A 17718-nucleotide genomic window follows, 5' to 3' on the forward strand; every position below is an offset into this window, starting at 1 on the left:
CGAAAGACCAAGGGTTCCTGCTTAAAGCTAATCTGAGCAGGGTAAGCCGGCCCCTAAGACGAGCCCGAAGGGGGTAGTCGATGGGAACCACGTTAATATTCGTGGGCCTGGTGGTGTGTGACGGATCTCGTGAGTTGTATCTCCTTATTGGATTGGAGGTGCTTCGAAGAGGTTCCAGGAAATAGCCCCACCGTATAGACCGTACCCGAAACCGACACAGGTGGTCAGGTAGAGTATACCAAGGCGTTTGAGAGAAGTATCCTGAAGGAACTCGGCAAATTGCCTCCGTACCTTCGGAAGAAGGAGGCCCTCACATTGCGCAAGCAGTATGAGGGGGCACAGGCCAGGGGGTAGCGACTGTTTAGCAAAAACACAGGACTCTGCTAAGTCGGCTTCAAGACGACGTATAGGGTCTGACGCCTGCCCGGTGCTGGAAGGTTAAGAGGAGGAGTGCAAGCTCCGAATTGAAGCCCCAGTAAACGGCGGCCGTAACTATAACGGTCCTAAGGTAGCGAAATTCCTTGTCGGGTAAGTTCCGACCTGCACGAATGGCGTAACGACTTCCCCACTGTCTCCAGGATATGCTCAGCGAAATTGAATTCTCCGTGAAGATGCGGAGTACCCGCGGTTAGACGGAAAGACCCCGTGCACCTTTACTGCAGCTTCAGAGTGGCATTAGGAAAGAACTGTGTAGAATAGGTGGGAGGCTTTGAAACTTGGGCGCCAGTCCGAGTGGAGCCGAAATGTGAAATACCACCCTGTTGTTTTCTGATGTCTAACCTCGCACCGTTATCCGGTGCAGGGACCCTCTGTGGCGGGTAGTTTGACTGGGGCGGTCGCCTCCTAAAGAGTAACGGAGGCGCGCGATGGTAGGCTCAGGACGGTTGGAAACCGTCTGTTAGAGTGCAATGGCATAAGCCTGCCTGACTGCGAGACTGACGAGTCGAGCAGAGACGAAAGTCGGTCATAGTGATCCGGTGGTCCCTCGTGGAAGGGCCATCGCTCAACGGATAAAAGGTACGCCGGGGATAACAGGCTGATGATTCCCAAGAGCTCATATCGACGGAATCGTTTGGCACCTCGATGTCGGCTCATCACATCCTGGGGCTGGAGCAGGTCCCAAGGGTTTGGCTGTTCGCCAATTAAAGTGGTACGTGAGCTGGGTTCAGAACGTCGCGAGACAGTTTGGTCCCTATCTGCCGTGGGCGTCGAAATTTGAGAGGAGTTGACCCTAGTACGAGAGGACCGGGTTGAACATACCTCTGGTGTACCTGTCGTGGCGCCAGCCGCGCAGCAGGGTAGCTATGTATGGACGGGATAACCGCTGAAAGCATCTAAGCGGGAAGCCTCCCTCGAGATTAGATTTCATCGAGTCGTAGTAGACCACTACGTTGATAGGTTGGGTGTGGAAGCGCAGTAATGCGTGAAGCTAACCAATCCTAATTACTCTTTTCGCGCTTGAAGTCCCACCATCAATGACAGTGCTGATCTTTCAGCAACGTCGATGGCGGATGATTAAAGTCTACCAGATAAATATTCCCTGCACGGGCATCGATTATAACCCAATTTCACTTTATTGTGAGCGCCTGCTACATTGCTTGGTGACCATAGCGTTTGTGACCCACCCGATCCCATCCCGAACTCGGCCGTGAAACCAAACTGCGCCGATGGTACTACCGCTTAAGCGTTGGAAGAGTAGGGCGTCGCCAGGCATTGCAGCCGGCGCTTGCTAATAAAGTGCATTGGAAGAACCCATTCATAATTCAAAAGGCGGACCGCTGTCGTTCATTCGACGGATGTCCGCCTTTTTTCGTTTTTGCCCCGTTGAAATACAGGGCATTTGGTGGCGCGGGATGGAGCAGCCCGGTAGCTCGTCAGGCTCATAACCTGAAGGTCGTAGGTTCAAATCCTACTCCCGCAACCAATAAAACACCCCGCCTTGCGCGGGGTTTTTTGTTGGTTTTGGTGGATTGTGGATTTTCACCTCGTTTAGCCGAAGCAATGGCAAAGCCATTGCGGAGACCACGGCGAAGCCGTGAAATCCTACTCCCGCAACCAGCAAAACAGCCCGGCTCGTCCGTTTTTTTTGTTTTTCGACAGACTGAATTTTAATATCGTTCCCACGCAGGAAACACTGCTGCAATCGGCTCGAAGTTGCGCGGGAATCCGCGTAGCAATTTGTAAATTTAATTTACCAATCTTGATTTATACCACTGACATTGCAAGAATAAGCCCGAGGGGAAATCTTGTGCCTATTGAAAAAGCTTTTGCGTATTTAATTGCTCCGGGAAAGCGTGCGGAAAAACCATCAAGCATTTCAAGCAAGGAGATTTCACTAAAGAAAAGCAAGTTGAGTGATATGCTCGCTGGAATCTTTTCTGACGAACCAAGCACGCATGATTTTGATATTCTTTTTAATCCGGCGCCCAATGGCGGACAGAACAACGAATGCCGTGACCTTATGCTGTCATTTCATTCAAATCCATCACTGAGAACCGGGCAATTGATCGCAGAACGTTTACAAAAAGTAACCGATCACCGGAGCGGGACTGGACTGTTCTTTTTGCTCAAGGGCTATCACGGTTTGAGCCAGCGGATCATTATGTCGCGGTTTCCGACAGATCAGGCGATCAGGGCTGATACAACCTCAGGGTCTTTAGATGTCGAATTTTTGGAGGAAGTATTTATAAAGCGCATGTCATCGTATAAGGCTGCTATGGTTGAGCACGAAAACCCAGTGGGCGGCTTTTGGACAGGCATTGCAACTGACCGTCAAGCAGGGCAATCGGGCGAGCACATCTCAGAGTACTGGCTTCGAGATTTTCTGAATGCTGATTTTTCTGAAACACCGGCCCACGGCACTAGACGGTTAGCTACAGCCCTTAAAGATGCGCTTAGGGCAAACCCAAGTGCCTCTGTTAAAAGCGAGATCGCTCATGCAAGCTCACTTGCATCGGCTGTATTTCAGAATAAATCTCTTACTATTCAGGCTTTCTGTCAGCATTTTGCATTGAGCGCTGCCGCTCAGGATACAATCAGGGCAGCCCTGAATAAGCCGAGTTTGTTTGGCAGAACTTTTATGTTCGATGCCAACCAATTCAAGACTGTCGCCCCCTACCGCACTATTGAAATGAACACTGGCGCTATCCTGACTGCGCCGAATGATGACTTCGAAGCGATATTTGAGTCTAATACAACAGGCGATGTAGTTGAATACAAAACTCGTGGTAAAATTAGCGACCAGCGGCTTGCTAAGAAATGAGCGCGGACTACGCGATCTTAGATGAGTATTCTGCGCGGCACTCAATATTGGTTCAAACAGCCGAAAAATTACAGCTGCATTTGAGGGAGTTAGTGTTAGGTTTACCTCGCATAGACTCCGTTGTTGCCCGCGCAAAGGACCCGCATCGGTATTTCGTAAAGGCTACCAAAGTTGACGATACCGGTAAGCCAAAATATGCTGATCCTCGATATGAAATCCAAGATCAAATTGGTGTCAGGATAAATGTGCTGTATCTGTTTGATGTTGAGATTGTGCGACAGCACCTAATGCGTTTTATGCGGCACATTGAAGAAGCGCCTAAATCGCCAATCAATGACGAGGCCTTTGGTTATTTTGGGCATCATTTTATATTCCAATTGCCTGATGATGTGGTTTCGGATTTACACAAAAAAGAAACCCCACAGTTCTTTGAACTGCAAATTAAAACCCTGTTTCAGCATGCCTGGTCAGAAACCCATCATGACCTCGGTTATAAAGCTAAAAGGGATCTGACATCTGATGAGCGCCGGCACATCGCATTTACGGCGGCACAAGCTTGGGGTGCGGACAAGATCTTTGAAGATTTAGCAGCCCCTCTTGTGTTGAACGATAATGATACAAGTCCTGACGCTTTACTACGCCACCCCCGCTGACCATGCCCAACTCGCGGACGTCATCTTTGACGCTGTGCGCAATGGGCCGAGCCTCTATACCGAAGCGCAACGGGCGGCTTGGGTGCCGGAGCGCCGAAGCGGTCCGGAGTGGGATGCGCGGCTTGCCGATAAAGACATAGTCCTTGCCCGCGATGGGGAGCGTATCGTCGGATTTATGAGTATTGAGGGCGGCGGCTATATCGATTTCGCCTTTATCCGGCCTGAAGCGCAAGGGAGTGGCCTGTTCCGCGCGCTTTTCAATAGTGTCGAGGCGCATGCCCGCGCTGCGCATGAACCACGGCTTTGGGTGCATGCCAGCCTGATGGCGCAGCCTGCCTTTGCCGCTGTCGGTTTTGACGTTGTTGAACATCAGGTCGTGCCTATTGGCGATCAGGATTTGAAACGGGCGTGCATGGAAAAGCTGCTTTAAGCTGGGCCGTCCGTTGGCCTGCCCCACCCCGCCGCCATCTCCTTCAAAACACAGCCTTTGTTGACAAAGCGTCCCATTCCCCCGCATGCTCGCCGCAAAGGATATGGGGGAATCCATGAACGACGAACAATTACAACCGCATAGCGCCTTTCGTTTTCACGGAAGCTGGCAGGAATTTGCGCGTATTGCCTTTCCCAATTTGTTGCTGACCATTGTCACCTTGGGCATTTACCGTTTTTGGGCGACGACGCGCGAACGCGAATATTTGTGGGGTAAGACCGAATTTATTGACGAACGTCTGGAATGGACGGGCCGCGGGATGGAGCTTTTTATCGGCTTCATCATGGTATTTGTGCTCATCGGTTTGCCCTTCATTGTCATTCAATTGGTGTCACAGGGCCTGATTTTTCAGGGCGTGCCGGTGTTGGCCGGACTGCTGACGTTCGCGATGTTCTTATCCTTATTCTACCTCACCGGCGTCGCCTATTTCCGCGCGCTGCGTTACCGGCTGAGCCGCACTTATTGGCGCGGCATTCGCGGTGGCAGTGATGACCCCGGCTTCCAATATGGGCTGTCCTATAACTGGAAATGGATCGTTGGCTGGCTGCCGATATTCCTGATGGTGCCCTGGGCGATGATATCCTTGTGGAACGACCGGTGGAACGCGATGAGCTTTGGCCCGCACCGGTTCAGCGCAACGGCGCAATGGACGCCGCTGATGAAGCGTTATCTGTTATTCTACCTTGTGCCGTTCCTGATTTTTGTCGGCGCCGTGATCTTTGGGATCAGCATGGCGGCCTCGGGCGGCGCGCCGGCGGCGATGGGCGGCGCTGGCATGGCGATTGGCGGCATATTGGCCATCGTCGCGGTGTTGATATTTTACATCATGTTACCTTTGGCCGCCTTGGCCTTTTACAGCAAATATTTCCGACTGGCCGTAGGTGGCTTGCGGTTACACACGCTGGAATTCGCCTTTCGCGCGCGGTCGGTGGATTGGGTGCTGTTCTTTTTGGCCAATATGGCAATCATCATCTGCACCTTGGGTATTGGCTATATCTTCATGCCCTATCGCAACTGGAAATTCTTCGTCGAGCATATGGAAGCCTATGGCGAGATTAACATCGACGAGTTGACCCAGTCGCAGACCGTGGTCGAAAAACATGGCGAAGGTTTGCTCGATGCCTTTGACGTGGGGGCGATCTAAACGATGTCCACATTCTTCACTGCCGCGCATTATGACGGGCAAAAGGCCGTTAAACGCGCGGTCGAAGTGGAAGTCATGGGCCCGCAATTTTATGTGGTGGAGAATGCCTGGCGCAGTGGCCCCTTTGCCTTTGCCGATGTCGCATATGTGACTAAGCAGGGCGATGCCGATGTCTATGGCCTTGCCGGCCATGATGGGTGGCGGTTGATATTGTCGGGGCCTATACCCGCGGACTTGAGTGCTATGTTGCCTGCGCCCCGCAAATATGGCGGATGGGTGGACCGGCTTGGGTTGGGGAAGGCCGCGATTGCCTTTGCGCTGACCAGCGCGGCAGCGGTTGCGGTGGTGTTGTTCAGCCCGCAGTGGCTGGCGCCGTTGATCCCCGACAGTGTCGACGACAGCTTGGGCGATGCATTGGTGGGCGATTTTGGCGGCCGCTTTTGCCATACGCCAGCGGGTGACGCCGCGCTCCAGAAACTGGTCGCATCGCTGGATGATGCGCCGCAAGATTTGCGGGTGGAGGTCGCCAATATTGATATGTTGAATGCGGTGGCCTTGCCCGGCGGCAATGTCATCTTGTTCGACGGGCTACTGAAACAAGCGCGCTCGCCTGATGAGGTTGCGGGCGTCTTAGCGCATGAAATCGGTCATGTCCGTGAACGGCATGTGATGCAGGCGTTGCTGCGGCAAATGGGCCTTGCGGTGGTGCTGGGCGGCGTGGATGGCAATAGTGGTGCTCTAGTCAACAATATGCTGGCGATGAGCTATAGCCGCGATGCGGAAGCCGAGGCCGATGCGTATGCGATGCAGGCGCTGGGCAGCGCTAATATCTCGCCAGTGGGCACGGCGTCCTTCTTCGACCGGCTTTCCCAATTGGATGGCAGCGCCGGCGTGGTGAAAGACAATGCAGGCATTACAGGCTATCTTTCCAGCCACCCGCTGTCTGCATCGCGCAAAGACGCGTTTGAAAAGAGCATCGTCAAAGGCAAAAATTACAAGCCAGCGCTGACACCGACAGAATGGACGGAGCTGAAAACGATGTGCGCGCAGGATCGGGAGGCGAAATCGGGCTTGGGCTTTGATTTTAATTAGGGACCGCGTTACAATCCTGCCATCCGCTCACGACATTCAATAAGGAAATCTTCCATGTTCAACCGCCTGTTTGTCGATCATCCCAAAAGCGTCGATGAAAATTATGTTGAACATTTCGGCGTTGCCAGCCGCTTTGGCTTGACGATGATTTGGGGCGGGATGAAGGCTTTGGTCCACGCGGTCATCCCCGGTCTGTGCATCACATCGGGCAGCGATACGGTAAAGCGTTTGAACACCATCATGGTCGAACAACGCCGTGCGAAGGGGCAGGATGTGACCCAAATGATGACCGTTGACTGGGTAATCTGACGCTGTTGGAAGCCGCCGCTCAATGTGTCACGCGCGCCGATGGCGTTCGTTTGGCCTATCGGCATTCGCCGGGGCGCGGACCCACTTTGGTTTTTCTGCCCGGATATAAATCGGACATGCAAGGCGGTAAGGCGCAGGCGCTCGCGGCATGGGCGGCGGCGCACGGCGTGGCCATGCTTCGGATGGATTATTCCGGTTGCGGCGAGAGCGACGGCAGGTTTGAAGACGGCACGCTCGACATGTGGCGCGACGATGTTTTGGCGGTGCTTGCGGAGGCCAAGGTCGGGCCGATCATCTTAATTGGCTCGTCCATGGGCGGGTGGCTCATGCTGTTGGTGGCCGAAAAGCTGGGTAACCAAGTCGCCGCGATGGTGGGCATTGCTGCCGCGCCCGATTTTACCGACTGGGATTTTGATGCTGCCGACCGCGCGACCATCGCCGCCACGGGTCGCATCGAACGCCCGAGCGATTATGGCTATGACCCCATGCTTATCACCCAAGATTTTTGGCAATCGGGGCAAACAAATTTACGGTTGGCGGGGCAGGTTGCCATTGATTGCCCCGTACGGTTGATTCACGGGCAATGCGACCCCGATGTGCCATGGGAAACGTCGTTGAAGCTCGCAGATGCGCTTCGTTCATCCGATGTGCAGACGATATTGGTCAAGGATGGCGACCACCGGCTTTCACGGGATCAGGATATTGCGCTGCTGATTGATGTTGTTGCGAAGCTGGCCTGCTGAACTTTACAGGAGCGACCATGCTGAATTTTCTGCCCATAATGCTGCAACTGGCAGCGCCTGCCGCTGCGCAACCGCTTCCGACTTTGGACGAAGTGCAGTTTTCCGAATGCCTGACGCTTGCCAGCAAAGACCCTGCATCGGCGATTTCCAACTTTAGTCTATGGACGCAGCAAAAGGGCGGTTATCTGGCGCGCGCGTGTCATGGCTTTGCGCTGGCGACCGATTTTAAATTTGATCTTGCGGTGCCGATTTTGACCGAGGCGGCGACTTTGGCGGAAGCCAAAGGCGACCCGCGCGCCGCGCGTTTCTGGGCACAAGCGGGCAATGCCGCGATTGCGGCGGGGCAGGCGGATATTGCGGTCGACGCGCTCGGCAAGGCGCTGGCGTCCAATAGCCTTGCGAACAACGAGCGCGCCGATAGCGAAGTGGATCGCGCGCGGGCTTTGGTGGCTTTGGGCAAAAATGCCGATGGGGAGGCCGCCTTGGCCACCGCGCGGCAATTAGCGCCCGAAAATGGCGCCGCATGGTTATTGTCGGCAACCTTGGCCCGGCGATTGAACAAATTGCCCGATGCGCTGGCCTTTATTCAAACCGCGGCGGCGGTGCTGCCCAGTGATCCGGCTGTGGCGTTGGAGGCGGGCAATATCGCCATTGCCGCTGGTGATGATGATACCGCGCGGAAGCAATGGGAACAGACCATCAAGATCGCGCCCAATAGTCGGCAAGCCACAACGGCAAGGGCGCAACTTGCGGCTTTAGCGGCGGCGTCACCAGCCCCTAAGGATGAGGTGCAATCCAGATAGGCGCGCCACCCCTTGCGTGGATAGCAGCCAAGGTTCATGATGTTGCGGCAAACAACGCGCTTTTGTGAATGGAATGAAAATGCCCATAACCTATCTGCACAGCATGATCCGTGTCACGGACCCCGACGCAACGGTCGCTTTTTTCAAGCTGATCGGGTTGGAGGAAGTGCGCCGCTTTGACAGCGAAGCAGGGCGGTTCACGCTGATCTTTTTGGCGGCACCGGGGCAGGCAGGCCTTGCTGAGGTAGAGTTGACGCACAACTGGCCGCCGGAAGATGGCAGCGCGCCGGAAGTGTATGACGGCGGACGGAATTTCGGCCATTTGGCCTATCGCGTCGATGATATTTACGCGACCTGTCAGCGGCTGATGGATGCAGGGGTGACAATCAACCGCCCGCCGCGCGACGGGCACATGGCCTTTGTGCGGACGCCCGACGGCATTTCGATTGAGCTGCTGCAAGAGGGCAATCTGCCGCCTGCGGAACCATGGGTGAGCATGCCCAATGTCGGGGTGTGGTGAGCATGCTGGAGATACTGCGCGTCCCCGTTTTGTCGGACAATTATGTCTGGCTGGTGCATGAGGCGCGTAGCGGTGAGACTTTGGTCGTCGATCCGGCGGTGGCGGCGCCTGTTTTGGCGGCGGCCGAAGCGCGCAGGTGGACAATCACCCAAATCTGGAACACGCATTGGCACCCCGACCATGTCGGCGGCAATGCAGAGATTAAGGCCGCAACGGGCTGCGTCATCACGGGGCCTGCGGACGAAGCCGAGCGGATACCGACGCTGGATGTGCATGTGCGTGGCGGGGATGTCGTCCAATTGGGCGACGTGCGCGCGACGGTGCTGGACGTGCCCGCCCATACCGCTGGCCATATCGCTTATCATTTCGCGACCGAGAAAGCCGCCTTTGTCGGCGATACCTTATTCGCGATGGGCTGTGGCCGCTTGTTCGAAGGCACGGCGGCGCAGATGTATGACAATATGCGCAAGCTGGAGGCTTTGGACGACGATACCGCGATTTATTGCGCGCATGAATATACGCTCAGCAACGCCCGCTTTGCGGTGACCGTCGAGCCGGACAATGCCGATCTCGCCGCGCGTTTGGCCGATGTCATTGCTTTGCGCGACCGTGGCGAGGCGACTGTGCCGACGACGATTGCGCTGGAACGCGCAACCAACCCGTTCATGCGCGCTGCATCGGTGGAGGAACTTGCCGCCCGCCGCGCGGCGAAGGACGCCGCCTGATATCCAAAAAGATTCCAGCCCGGGATATGTACCCGGGCCGGAACATTGCAGTTATCGGGAAATGCTTATTCCCAATAATAAGGCATGCGTTTGCGCGTTCCTGTGACCTCTTCATTCAACGTCGCTGCGTCATATAGGCGGCCACCAATCATGACCTTTGCGACCTTGTCCGAATTGCGGATGTCGACGCTGGGGTCAGCGTCCAAGATGACGAGATCCGCAAGCTTGCCAGCGGCGATGGAGCCTATATCCTTGTCATAGCCTAGCGAGCGCGCGGACTCGATGGTGCCAGCGGCCAGCGCCTCAACAGGGGACATGCCGCCACGGACGAAGGACCATAGCTCCCAATGCGCGGCAATGCCGGCTTCTTGGCCATGCGCGCCGATGGCGACAGGGACGCCCAGCTTGGCAAGCTTATGTGCCTCACGCGCGCTGTTGTCGTCGACATAATCCTCTTCCGGCGCAATTTCGCGGCGGGCATTATTGGCCGCAAGCTCGGTCGGCGGATAATGCTTGGCCATCAACGGATGCCGGAACACATCGGTGTGTGACCGCCAATAAGGGTCACCCGCTGGGCCGCCATAGGTCACGACAAGCGTCGGCGTATAACCTACCTTCGACTTGGAGAAGAATTGCAGCACGTCATCGTAAAAGATGTCGAGCGGGACATTATGTTCCACGGTGGTGTTGCCATCGGCGATCAGGTTCATGTCCATCCCGAACAGCGAACCCCCTTCGGCCACGGAGCGCATATTCTCCTGCAGCGCGGCGGCCACTACCTGCTGACGCTGTTCACGGCGCGGCTGGTTGTAGTTTTTGACGCTGTGCGCGCCTTGCGCCTTCAACCGCCGGACATGCGCCAACGCATCATCCAGACCGTTGATCTCGGCATAAACGTCCGCGGCCTTGGCGCCATAGACGATCTCGCCGGTTGAGAAGGAACGCGGCCCAAGCAACAGGCCAGCCCGTTGCATTTCCAACGCTGGGAACACAGTGGCGGCGCTGCTCGATGGGTCATGCCGTGTGGTAATGCCCATGGCGAGGTTGAGCATATTCACCCAATTTTGCTGCGGGGTCATTTCGTCCACACCATAAGGGCCATGGGCATGCGCATCGACAAGGCCGGGAATGATCGTCTTGCCAGCAACGTCAACGGTCTTTGCCCCCGCCGGAATGGCAAAGTCGCCTGCCTTGCCAACGGCCTTAATCCGTTCATTTTCGACCAAGATGACGGCATTGTCGATGATCCCGCCGCTCTTGTCCGCCATGGTGACAACGCGCGCGCCTGTAAAGGCAACGACGCCTGTCGGGCGGTCGGAGGTAACGGGCATTGAAAGCGAAATGCCTTCCTTCGGCGGGGTAAATTTGACGGGCTTTGCGTCTTTGGCCAATGGGCCATTAGGATAAAAGGCAGCGGTCTGCGCCGAATAGAGCGTTGGCCCAATGGCCCAATGCAAGGCGTCGCCATTACGGCTCCAATGCATATATTCCGCGCCGCCCTTGCTGACCTTCACCACGGGAAGCGCGCCGCCCGATGCCGAAGCCGTCACTTCTTGTGTGCCTGGCATCAGAGGCATGACAAAGGCTTCGTAATTTTGGCGGAAGGCAAAATTATTGCCGTCGGGCGATACTTCGTAAATCGTAGTTAGCTCGCCGCTGGCATGGGTGCGTTTGGCTTCGCCATTCATATCTACGCTGACGAGCATGCGCTTGTTCGCGCCCGATTCAGTATAAAACATCCGGTCGTTGGACGCACCGAAATGCGGAGTGGTTCCCGCCGAGGTGATGCGCGTCGCTGCGCCGCCCATTGCCGGCATACGGTAAATGCCGGCTTGGTCCGAGCGCAAGGGCGACGTCAGCCCGCCGCCTTCCTGCTTTTCAAAGACAATCGTCTTGCCATCGGGCGAGAAACGCGGACGGGCATAATGGCCGGGCTGCGCCGTTGCCTTTTTGGGCGTGCCGCCGCTTGCGCTGATGGTGTGGATGTTGCCAAGGCCCTTATCGGTCCAGTGCACATAAGCGATGGTTTTGCCGTCCCGTGACCAAGTGGGATATGCCTCCATACCGGTATCGGCAGAGGTCAGGCGTCGTGCGGTGCCGCCAGTGGCTGGCTTGACCCACAATTTGCCCATGGTTTCAAACAGAACGGTACGGCCGTCTGGTGAGGTCACTGGGCCACGCGGCATTTTGGTTTCAAAGCTGGCGGGCGCGACGTCTATAGCCGGGCGTGGCGGGTCAATCATATCGCGCGTGTCCGAAACGCGGAACGGTATGACGCTGGATGCGCCGCTGGGCCAATCAACCTTGCGGATCTTGCCACCGGCCCAGAAATAGATGGTCTTGCTATCGGGCGACCAGTCCATATTGGGATATACGCCCGTGACGGCCCAAGTTTCCTGCACATCTTGATCCAGCGCGTCGTAAATCTTGCGCTCTTCGCCCGTGCTGAGGTCCTTCACATATAATTTGGACTGCGTCCGTTCGCGGCGGACAAAGGCGATTTTTTGGCCATCGGGTGAAGGCGTCGGGCGGACCGATCCGCCAACGCCAGCCACTGCCGTTTCGACCTCTCCGGTTTCGATATTATAGCTTTCAATATCGAAAATCTGGCCGTTGGAATCCTGCGCATATTGGAAAATCGGGCCCGGCGTGATGTTGCGCGTGTAATAAATATGCTTGCCATCGGGCGCGAAGATGGGCTCGCCCAGCTCCTTCTGATGCTGTTCATTGGGCCGCTTGACCAACAAGACGCCCGCGCCGCCCGAAACATGGTAAAGCCAGATTTCGCCCGTCCCAAGCGAACGACCGGTGGTGAAGTGCTTCTTTGCGGCGATGAAGCGGCCATCGGGGCTCCAGCTTGGCTGATTGAGCAAGCGGAAATCCTCTTTGCTCATCTGCCGTTTGTCCGAACCGTCGCGGTTCATAATCCAGATATTGTCGCCGCCACCCCGGTCAGAGGTAAAGGCAATGCGCTTTCCATCCGGCGAAAAGCGCGGCTGCGTTTCAAAGGGCAGGCCTTCGGATATACGCGTTGGCGTGCCGCCATTGACGGGAATGGTATAAATATCGCCAAGCAGGTCGAACGCAATCGTCTTGCCATCGGGGCTGACGTCAAGGTTCATCCACGAACCTTCATCAGTGTCGATGTTGATTTGTCGCAGGGTTAGGCCTGGAGGCGCGGCGACATCCCATTTGGGTGCTTTGTCATCCATAGCGGCTGGCGCTTGGGCAAATGCGCTCGTCGGTAGGATAGCCGCGCTCAGCAGCAAGACAGATTTAATGTAATTTTTCACGGATTGGCCCCCCTGCCATTTTTGTTATGTTACAAGCTGTCATGCCTAGCGACAGACTGCAAGCCCGCATCGCCCGTTCGACAACGCGCACCCATCGTTCGGCGAACGACAATGGTAACGAAAAGGGGGAAAGCGTCGGCGGCTGAGTGCAGCCAACCGACGCATAGCAGATATGTTTGTGACTTTTTATCGAACGGTGACGGTCACCGCGCGGCGGTTTTGGGCCCAGGCCTGCTCATCCGATCCCAAGGCCGATGGCCGTTCTTTGCCATAGCTGACGGTTTGAATGCGGCTGGCATCGACGCCGATGGAAACGAGGAAGTTTTTAGCGGAATTCGCGCGGCGCTCACCCAAAGCAAGGTTGTAATCGCGCGTGCCGCGTTCATCGGCATGGCCTTCGACGGTGATGCGCGTACCTGGATATTGCGCCAACCATTGTGCCTGACGCCGGAGTATCGCCTGATCTTCGGCATCGATGTTGAAGCGATCGGTTTCAAACAAAATGCGGTCACCGAACTGACCAACCTGTTGCAGGAAATCTTCCTGACTGCCGGGCATGATCTGGCCCGCGCCCATAGCATTCGGATCGGTTGGCGTTTGGCCATAATCGGTGCCTTCGGCGGCGGGTGGTAAGGTCTCGACCTTCTTCTTGCCGCAACCCGCAACAAGTGCGGTAGATACCAACAAAAGGGCTGCCATTTTGATCGTCTTTTTCGTCATGGTATTCTCCTTGGGCTTTGCCCGACATTCGGTCGGGATTTATATATGAGCGTTAAATATGTTACGGCAAGACGGGGCCCCATGCCGGGTCGGAACCATCGACAGGCGTGGGCAATTGGCGTTCGTTGGAACCGGTCAGGTCAACTTGCCAGATACTTGTTTTCCCACTTCCCTTGGCCGTGCGGAAGAATTGGATAACCCGGCCATTGGGCGCCCAAGTCGGCGCTTCGTCTTGCCAGCTATTGGTCAATAGTCGTTCGCCCGAACCATCGGGCCGCATCGTACCCACGCGGAAGTCGCCTGCGATGCGGGTAAAGGCAATCAAATCACCCCGGGGGCTCCATTCAGGCGTGGCATAACGGCCCCCGCCAAAGCTGATCCGGCGTTGGTTGCTGCCATCGGCGTTCATCACATAGATTTGCTGGCTGCCTGAACGGTCGCTTTCAAAGACAATCTGACGGCCATCGGGGGAAAAACTGCCGCCGACATCAATGCCGGGCGAGCTGGTGAGTTTCACAGGCGTGCCGTTGCCGCTCGCCGATATTTTATAGACGTCGGTATTTCCCGAAATCGCCATCGAATATAATATGGTTTGGCCATCGGGCGACCAGCGCGGTGCGAAGGTGGGGCCGTTGGATTGCGTAATAAGCCGCTGACGCCCCGCATCAATGTCATAGACGTAAATGCGCGGATTGCCGTCAACATAGGACAAATACAGGATCGATTTATAATTGGGCGAGAAACGCGGGGTGAGTGCGGTTGATTGGCCATTGGTGATAAAGCGATGGTTTGCACCATCCGAATCCATAATCGCCAGCCGCTTAATCCGCTTATTCTTAGGCCCACTTTCGGCGATATAGGCAATGCGACTGTCGAAAAAGGGCAGCTCGCCCGTCAGCCGTGAATAAATGGCATCGGCGCATTTATGCGCAGCCCTGCGCCAGTCGCGCGGCGGTACGTTAAAGCCAAGCCGAGTGGTTTCACTGCCAAAGCCAACATCATACAGATAACAGCCAACGGTCAAATTGCCATCACCGCCCACGCGGACAAAGCCCTGCACCAGTTGTTCAACCGGACGCGATTTCCAATAACCAAATTGCGGCGCGGTCACTTCGGCTAGTCCAATCGCGCGTAAGCCATTTGGCCCTTGGGTTTCAAATACGCCCGATGCGCGCAGGTTGGAGGAGATAACCTCCGCAATTTGCCGGCCAAGCGCCGCGCTGTTGCCGGCGGGTGTATCGACTGGCGATGGCGCGACTAAGGCAGGGACCGCGATAGAGCGGGTTTTGGCGGTGTCAAACTCGACCAATTCGGGCTCATCTGTTGCAGGCGGCGGTGTTTGCGCCATTGCGGCTTGCGTGCCCAAAAACAAAAGCAGGAAAGACGCCAGTTTCCGGTTGAACGCAAAGAGTGACATATATCTCATTCCTTTATCCCGTGGCGCGCAAACGCAGCGCGTGGGTTTTCCAAACGTCATGATATTCGGGATCAAGCCCGTTATAAGGTGATGCTGCGCGCACCGCTTGCAAGATGCAATCTTTCAACAGGCCCGCTTGCGGCTGGTTGCTTTCATTTATGCCCGTTTGCCTGTCAAAACGTACGGCAGCCAACCTGCCCGATGGTTCAAGGCTAAGTGTAACGAACGTCTCGATTTTGTTGATGTCGACACCCGTAGGCGCGCAGGCGCGTACGCGACCGCGGATTTGACCCGCGATACTGACACCCACGGAGCGGCGCACTTCGGTGGCGGTTTTGGTGGCGGGTGTGCCCACCGCCTTGCCCGCGCCCGGGGCCTTGCCGATATTGTTAATACTGTCTTCAAAGCTGCGGCTGAGGCCGCCGGGCTTGGCGGGTGTCGTGCCTTTACCGCTGACGGTCGGCGCTTTGACGGTTTTGGGTGGAGCGGCGGCAGCGGTTTTTACCTGCTTGGCTGCGGCCTTGGTAACTGTTGGAGCTGTTTCTGGTTTCGCGGGTTTAGGCACAGGCTTGGGCTGCGGCTTTTCGACCTTCATGACGGGTGTCGGGGCCGGTGGCGGCTCTGCTGGCGCGGTCTCGCCGGTGGCAGGTGGCGCAGATTCCTCTTGGATCGCATCCGGCGCGCTCGATACATCGGCAATTTCACCGACAAGAGAAACCGAAATGGATTCAGGCTTAGGCGCGGTTTTCGCAGAGGCCATCAGCCCAAGCGCGAATACGCCCAATAATAGGGCGTGGCCACCAATTGCGGCGCCAAATCCTAATATTTCCGTCCGATCCATTGTCATCTGTTTAGGTGTCGTTGGATGAACCGGTGGTGACTAAGCTGACGCTGTTTAATCCCGCTCTGTTCAATTCGCCCATGACGCGCATCATTTGGCCGTAGCTGATGGCGGTATCGCCGCGCAGCATGATCTGACGCGGCTTGTCTGGGGTTTGCGTGGCGGCGATTTCGTCAAGCCTAACGGGGAGGTCCGCGGGTGCGACCTGCGTGCCATCGATGAATGTGATGCCGTCGCGGTCAATCGCGATTTCAATGGGTTCTTCTTGCTCAGCCAGCGCATTTGCGCTGCTTTCCGGTAATTCGATGGGGACGCCCGTTACCAACAAAGGCGCGGTGACCATGAAGATGATGAGCAGAACGAGCATCACATCGACAAAGGGGGTGACGTTGATGTCCGCCATCGGTGCGCGCCGTCCGCCCCGCCGCCGTCCGCGTCCGCCACCGCCGCTGCCAGATGAAGTGTTCATGGCCATGGTTTACGCCTCAAGCTCCAACTCGCGGCTCAACGTGCCATGAAAGCCATCGGCAAAGCGGCCCATGCGCGCTTCATATTGGTTCAGCCGGTGGGAAAATCGGTTATAAGCGATAACCGCTGGAATGGCGGCAAACAGACCAATAGCGGTGGCAAATAACGCCTCCGCAATCCCTGGCGCGACGACCGCAAGGCTGGAATTTTGTTCCGCTGCAATCGCGGCAAAGCTGCGCATAATGCCCCATACCGTGCCGAACAGGCCGATGAACGGCGCAACTGAGCCCGTAGTGGCGAGAAAGTTCAGACGATTGGCAAGGCGGTCGGTTTCTGCAGCAATTGTAGCATCCATCGCCGTGGCCAGCCGCTCCCGCGTTCCGGCGCGATCAATGTGCTTGCCCTTGGTTGATAGGCGCCATTCGGCCATGCCGGCGGCAAAGACCTTCGCAACCGGCAGTTCATTTTGGGCATGCGCCTTGGAAAATGCAGCAATATCCGAGCTGCCCCAAAATTCACGTTCAAACGCTTCGCTTTTCCGGTTGATGCCAGCCATTTTGATCATGAAGCTGATGACGATGGTCCACACCCAGACGCTGGACAGCGCCAGGCCGACAATGACCGATTTGACCACCAAGTCGGCGTCCATAAACAAATCAACGGGTGAAAAGCCCATATTTTGGGTCGCGATAAGCAGGCTCATGGATATCCTATTCTGCGGGGTGATGGAGTATCGGCTGGAACGCGGCAACCCAATGCGCAGGTTGTCGGCGGGCCTTGCCGTCGGGTGAAACAAAGGCCGCGGTCACCCGCGCCTCGGTGAGTATTTCGTCGCCGCGCATGACGGTTTGATGAATGTCGCAACTGGCCGCGCGGACGGTTTCCACGGTGCTAATGATGACTAACGCATCGTCAAAATGGGCCGCACGGCGGTATTTGATGTGCATGTCTGTCACGGCATATGCGCCTTGCCCCTCGGCATGAACGGCCCGTTGATCAATGCCAACGCACGCCAGCATATCGGAACGCGCCCGCTCCATGAAATGCAGATAGCGGGCATGATAGACCACGCCGGAAAAATCGGTGTCTTCAAAATATACGCGCACGGCAAAATAGTGCCGCGTGCCGTCAAAATGGCCGTGATAGGGTTGGGGCATGGACATTGATTGACGGCTTACCCCAAGGACTCCGCCACTGGAAGGGGATTTAAGGCGACTAAAGTCGCTTTATCTCGCCAA

At 56.2% G+C, this 17718-nt stretch carries 17 protein-coding genes, 1 tRNA gene and 2 rRNA genes (1 of these 20 running past the window's edge); 13 read left to right on the forward strand and 7 right to left on the reverse strand.

Translation table 11 applies throughout. The features are described from left to right. The 13 genes from D7D48_RS00675 to gloB form a co-directional block, all read left to right on the forward strand. Nucleotides 1–1463, forward strand: a 23S ribosomal RNA gene (locus D7D48_RS00675) (it extends 1329 nt beyond the left edge of the window). 134 nt (nt 1464–1597) lie between these two features. Continuing rightward, nucleotides 1598–1712: ribosomal RNA gene (rrf, locus tag D7D48_RS00680) — 5S ribosomal RNA — on the forward strand. A gap of 135 nt (nt 1713–1847) precedes the next feature. Further along, nucleotides 1848–1924: transfer RNA gene (locus tag D7D48_RS00685), tRNA-Met, on the forward strand. 111 nt (nt 1925–2035) lie between these two features. Further along, nucleotides 2036–3262: a hypothetical protein gene (locus tag D7D48_RS00690; RefSeq protein WP_125229471.1), complete on the forward strand. Its 1227-nt coding sequence runs from the start codon at nt 2036–2038 to the stop codon at nt 3260–3262. Next, a complete protein-coding gene (locus D7D48_RS00695) occupies nt 3259–3915 on the forward strand; it encodes a GTP pyrophosphokinase (protein WP_125229472.1) in 657 nt (218 codons plus the stop codon). Before D7D48_RS00690 ends, D7D48_RS00695 begins: the two co-directional genes overlap by 4 nt. Continuing rightward, nucleotides 3875–4345 carry a GNAT family N-acetyltransferase gene (locus D7D48_RS00700; RefSeq protein WP_125229473.1) on the forward strand — a complete coding sequence of 157 codons (471 nt, stop codon included), beginning with the start codon at nt 3875–3877 and terminating at the stop codon, nt 4343–4345. Before D7D48_RS00695 ends, D7D48_RS00700 begins: the two co-directional genes overlap by 41 nt. A gap of 115 nt (nt 4346–4460) precedes the next feature. Further along, nucleotides 4461–5549 carry a YjgN family protein gene (locus tag D7D48_RS00705; protein ID WP_125229474.1) on the forward strand — a complete coding sequence of 363 codons (1089 nt, stop codon included), beginning with the start codon at nt 4461–4463 and terminating at the stop codon, nt 5547–5549. A 3-nt stretch (nt 5550–5552) separates the two neighbouring features. Continuing rightward, the gene (locus tag D7D48_RS00710) at nt 5553–6641 is read left to right on the forward strand and encodes a M48 family metallopeptidase (protein ID WP_125229475.1); all 1089 of its coding nucleotides are present in this window, start codon (nt 5553–5555) and stop codon (nt 6639–6641) included. 54 nt (nt 6642–6695) lie between these two features. Further along, the gene (locus D7D48_RS00715) at nt 6696–6950 is read left to right on the forward strand and encodes a DUF6356 family protein (RefSeq protein ID WP_125229476.1); all 255 of its coding nucleotides are present in this window, start codon (nt 6696–6698) and stop codon (nt 6948–6950) included. Continuing rightward, a complete protein-coding gene (locus tag D7D48_RS00720; protein ID WP_125229477.1) occupies nt 6947–7693 on the forward strand; it encodes an alpha/beta hydrolase in 747 nt (248 codons plus the stop codon). Before D7D48_RS00715 ends, D7D48_RS00720 begins: the two co-directional genes overlap by 4 nt. Before the next feature lie 17 nt (nt 7694–7710). After that, nucleotides 7711–8496 carry a tetratricopeptide repeat protein gene (locus tag D7D48_RS00725; RefSeq protein WP_125229478.1) on the forward strand — a complete coding sequence of 262 codons (786 nt, stop codon included), beginning with the start codon at nt 7711–7713 and terminating at the stop codon, nt 8494–8496. Nucleotides 8497–8575: 79 nt separating this feature from the next. Further along, entirely contained in the window at nt 8576–9016 is a 441-nt protein-coding gene (locus tag D7D48_RS00730; protein WP_125230814.1) for a VOC family protein, read from the forward strand. 2 nt (nt 9017–9018) lie between these two features. Next, nucleotides 9019–9741, forward strand: coding sequence for a hydroxyacylglutathione hydrolase (gene gloB, locus D7D48_RS00735; protein WP_125230815.1), 723 nt, complete (start codon nt 9019–9021; stop codon nt 9739–9741). A gap of 65 nt (nt 9742–9806) precedes the next feature. On the opposite strand, the gene D7D48_RS00740 is transcribed toward gloB, so the two are convergent. The 7 genes from D7D48_RS00740 to D7D48_RS00770 form a co-directional block, all read right to left on the reverse strand. After that, the gene (locus D7D48_RS00740) at nt 9807–12953 is read right to left on the reverse strand and encodes an amidohydrolase family protein (RefSeq protein ID WP_125230816.1); all 3147 of its coding nucleotides are present in this window, start codon (nt 12951–12953) and stop codon (nt 9807–9809) included. 267 nt (nt 12954–13220) lie between these two features. Then, nucleotides 13221–13754, reverse strand: a complete 534-nt coding sequence (pal, locus tag D7D48_RS00745; RefSeq protein ID WP_125229479.1) for a peptidoglycan-associated lipoprotein Pal — start codon at nt 13752–13754, stop codon at nt 13221–13223. Nucleotides 13755–13815: 61 nt separating this feature from the next. After that, nucleotides 13816–15171 carry a Tol-Pal system beta propeller repeat protein TolB gene (gene tolB / locus D7D48_RS00750; RefSeq protein ID WP_125229480.1) on the reverse strand — a complete coding sequence of 452 codons (1356 nt, stop codon included), beginning with the start codon at nt 15169–15171 and terminating at the stop codon, nt 13816–13818. Between the two features lie 13 nt (nt 15172–15184). Next, nucleotides 15185–16012: a hypothetical protein gene (locus D7D48_RS00755; protein WP_125229481.1), complete on the reverse strand. Its 828-nt coding sequence runs from the start codon at nt 16010–16012 to the stop codon at nt 15185–15187. Between the two features lie 10 nt (nt 16013–16022). Then, on the reverse strand, nt 16023–16487 hold the full coding sequence (locus D7D48_RS00760) for an ExbD/TolR family protein (protein ID WP_125229482.1): 465 nt from the start codon (nt 16485–16487) through the stop codon (nt 16023–16025). A 3-nt stretch (nt 16488–16490) separates the two neighbouring features. After that, nucleotides 16491–17183, reverse strand: coding sequence for a protein TolQ (tolQ, locus tag D7D48_RS00765; RefSeq protein ID WP_125229483.1), 693 nt, complete (start codon nt 17181–17183; stop codon nt 16491–16493). A gap of 7 nt (nt 17184–17190) precedes the next feature. Further along, nucleotides 17191–17643: a YbgC/FadM family acyl-CoA thioesterase gene (locus D7D48_RS00770; RefSeq protein ID WP_125229484.1), complete on the reverse strand. Its 453-nt coding sequence runs from the start codon at nt 17641–17643 to the stop codon at nt 17191–17193. Nucleotides 17644–17718 lie beyond the last annotated feature (75 nt).

The sequence above is a fragment of the Sphingorhabdus wooponensis genome, from assembly GCF_003933235.1.
Classification (GTDB): domain Bacteria; phylum Pseudomonadota; class Alphaproteobacteria; order Sphingomonadales; family Sphingomonadaceae; genus Sphingorhabdus_B; species Sphingorhabdus_B wooponensis.